Annotated in this window: 6 protein-coding genes; all 6 read right to left on the bottom strand. The window is 66.0% G+C overall.

Going from position 1 to position 2,670, the window contains the following annotated elements; genetic code table 11:
- Positions 1 to 163 precede the first annotated feature (163 nt).
- On the bottom strand, positions 164 to 493 hold the full coding sequence (locus WC683_20720; GenBank protein MFA4975035.1) for a hypothetical protein: 330 nt from the start codon (positions 491 to 493) through the stop codon (positions 164 to 166).
- Positions 494 to 495: 2 nt separating this feature from the next.
- Positions 496 to 702 carry a hypothetical protein gene (locus tag WC683_20725; protein ID MFA4975036.1) on the bottom strand — a complete coding sequence of 69 codons (207 nt, stop codon included), beginning with the start codon at positions 700 to 702 and terminating at the stop codon, positions 496 to 498.
- Between the two features lie 3 nt (positions 703 to 705).
- A complete protein-coding gene (locus WC683_20730; protein MFA4975037.1) occupies positions 706 to 1,248 on the bottom strand; it encodes a hypothetical protein in 543 nt (180 codons plus the stop codon).
- Positions 1,248 to 1,616: a hypothetical protein gene (locus WC683_20735; protein ID MFA4975038.1), complete on the bottom strand. Its 369-nt coding sequence runs from the start codon at positions 1,614 to 1,616 to the stop codon at positions 1,248 to 1,250. The genes WC683_20730 and WC683_20735 overlap by 1 nt, the downstream gene beginning before the upstream one ends.
- Positions 1,613 to 2,008, bottom strand: a complete 396-nt coding sequence (locus tag WC683_20740; protein MFA4975039.1) for a hypothetical protein — start codon at positions 2,006 to 2,008, stop codon at positions 1,613 to 1,615. Before WC683_20740 ends, WC683_20735 begins: the two co-directional genes overlap by 4 nt.
- A 255-nt stretch (positions 2,009 to 2,263) precedes the next feature.
- Positions 2,264 to 2,551 carry a hypothetical protein gene (locus tag WC683_20745; GenBank protein MFA4975040.1) on the bottom strand — a complete coding sequence of 96 codons (288 nt, stop codon included), beginning with the start codon at positions 2,549 to 2,551 and terminating at the stop codon, positions 2,264 to 2,266.
- Positions 2,552 to 2,670: the final 119 nt, after the last annotated feature.

A 2,670-nucleotide genomic window follows, 5' to 3' on the forward strand; every position in this document is an offset into this window, starting at 1 on the left:
TGAACGCTCGCCATCGGCGCGAGCGGAAGCGGGTCTCGAGCGAACGGGTCGACCGGCGCGGAGTAGGCGAGCTCGATGGCTTCGTCTGGCACCGCCTCACGCCGCATTCGTCGCAACTCCTTCATCGAGATGGCGCGCTGCTGCTTGTGACGAGGGCGCCGGCTCATGACTGCGCCCCTCGCAGCGCTGCCATCTTCTCGCGCAGCGCGCGGGCCGCCTTGCCCAAGCGCCCGAGCGGCGTGTGCTTCTCGACCGCGCGCTGCGCTCGCTGCGCCTGTCGCTCCTTCGTCGTCGGCAGCGGTGACGCCGGCTCGGCGCCAGAGGCTGCGAGCACTCGCCTATCGTGTCGGTCCACTCCAGCGACAAGCACCTCGTGCTCGACGCCGCGACGTCCCCGCCAGCGACGCTTCTCGCCGCCCGAGAGCCGCACCGCGCGCCCGTGCCGCGGCACCACGACTGCCACGGCCTTGCCTCTGCTCCTGTGACCCTTCATGGTCAGCCCCGCTCGTTCTCGGCGATGCGCTTGGCCTTCTCCTCGGCGGCGACGAGCTCGGCCTCGAGCGGCGCACCGGGCGCGCCGATGAAGTCGCGGACCTTGCGCATCTTCGCCGGGTCCTTGGCCTGGATGGCCTCGATGCCGACTTTCGCGGCCTCGATGACGAACGAGAGCACCCACTTCGCGATCGTGCCTTCGATACCCATGGTCTACCTCCTCTTGATCCAGCCGCTGACGATGTCGCAGACGATCTTCGAGCCGGGCCCGGCGAAGGCCTCGACCTCGGACGGGATGTTCTTCACCCCAGCGTCGGTCAGGAGCCGCGGGATAGGACCGACCGTCTTCGAGATGCCATCGCAGAGCGGGTCGGTGTTCGGCAGCTCGCCGGTCGCCACCCAGATGTCCTGCGTGCCCTGAGCGATGTGAAGGCTGTCGCGGGCGATCTTGATGCCCGTGAAGGCCTTCGTCACCGGCTCGAACTCGGCCTCGTAGCGCGGGTCGAAGGCGGCGCACGGCGCGGGGCACGCGTGCCACACGCGCGCTCCGGCCTCCTTCGAGAGCCGCGGCGTCTCCTCGATGAGCGCCTTGTGCGCGGTCTCCACGCCGACGGAGGTCTCGTTCAACGCGGTCTGCGTTGCGACCTGCGCCTGCCGCGTCGTGCAGCCGTAGAGCCAGAGCACCGCGAGCACGAGCAGTGCTCCCGGCAGCAGCCGCCACACGACCGCCACGTAGTCTTCCCACAAGCTCTTCATCACTCCTGCTCCTTCTTCGTCTCCAGCCGCACGAGCGCCGCACCTTGATTAAGAGGACACCACACCGGACGTGTCCCTGGAACATCGATCTCAAACTCCCCTATCAGCTTCCGTCTAGCGAGATCGCAATCATCAAAACCATCACCGTGAAAGAAACAGCCGATACACCCTGGAACCGAGCAAATGTGCGCGCACATTTCCTTGGAGCGCGGCTGGAACTTGCCGCACCAGTCTTCCACTGAAACGTAGGGCCAGCCATTCTCTGCGTCAGGGACACATCGATGACAGCGTCCGCTCGTCTCGGAGTAGACGCCGACACCACTCAACAGCGGTGAGTACCACTCGCAGTCCTTGCACGCGCGGTTCATGTCGGCGGCTCCTGCGGCGGATCGTAGGGTGTCTGCGCCTCGACGTTGACCATCACGTTGGTCGTCGTCATGGGGCCCGGCGGGTCACTGGGCTTGCCGATGTCGGGGATGGTCTGCTTGACCATGCTCCAGAACCCGGTCGAGGTCCCGCCGATGAGCACGCCGAACACGACGGCGTGAATCCAGTCGCCGTCCAAGGCCATCGAGGACCCGACGCCGACGAGCATCCCGACGACCGCGCCAGCCCAGGCTTTCACCTGGCTGTGGAGCTTCCCCTCGGTCAAGCCCTTGAACCCGATGCAGAGTGCGACCAGCACGTAGCCGATCACGACCGGCCACGGCGCGTGACCGATGGAAGCCCAGAGTCCCTCGAGCGCCTGTGTTTCGTTCATCGAAAACCTCTCCACCGTCGAGCGTTGAGACGCTCGGTTGCAACACGCATCGCAGAAAGACCAACCACCAGGAGCAGCGCGTCGAAGCTGCCACGAGCACTCCACAGGGCCTTGCCCATCTCACCAACCCACACGCCCCATTCTCGTGCGGTCATCGTCTCCTCCACATCGCGAGCCGCGAGTAGCCCTCAAGGAGCAGCGTCACGGCGGTGAACCAGACCACGTTCGAGCAGCAGCGCCAGGCTTCGCGGATAGTCATGGCGTCGGCCTCTTCTCGAAGTGCGAGCAGCAGAAGTCAGGAGAGGTTTCAAGCTGCGCGCCGCCCCCCTCGTCGAGATTGCCGTCGGTCCACCACACCACGCCGAACTTCGCGTCTTGCGCCGCTACGCCACGGCACTCGTTAGTTACAGTACCCCAGTGCGCGCAATTCTCGCACCGCTCGGCGGCAAGCTCGGCGCGGAGCGCCTGCCACGTATCCCACTCCGCATCAGCGTACTCTGCGACGAACTCGTCGAGCCGCTTGAGCATCTCTTCGCGCATCACGCTACTTTGTCGCCTCTGCATGACCCGCGACGGTGATGACGTAGCTCCCGCGACCGGAGCTGGTGATGAAGCCCTTCTTCACGAGGGCGGTCAGCACGGGCTGCGCTTGGCTCGACGTC

The sequence above is a fragment of the bacterium genome, assembly GCA_041648665.1.
Classification (GTDB): Bacteria; UBA10199; UBA10199; order 2-02-FULL-44-16; family JAAZCA01; genus JAFGMW01.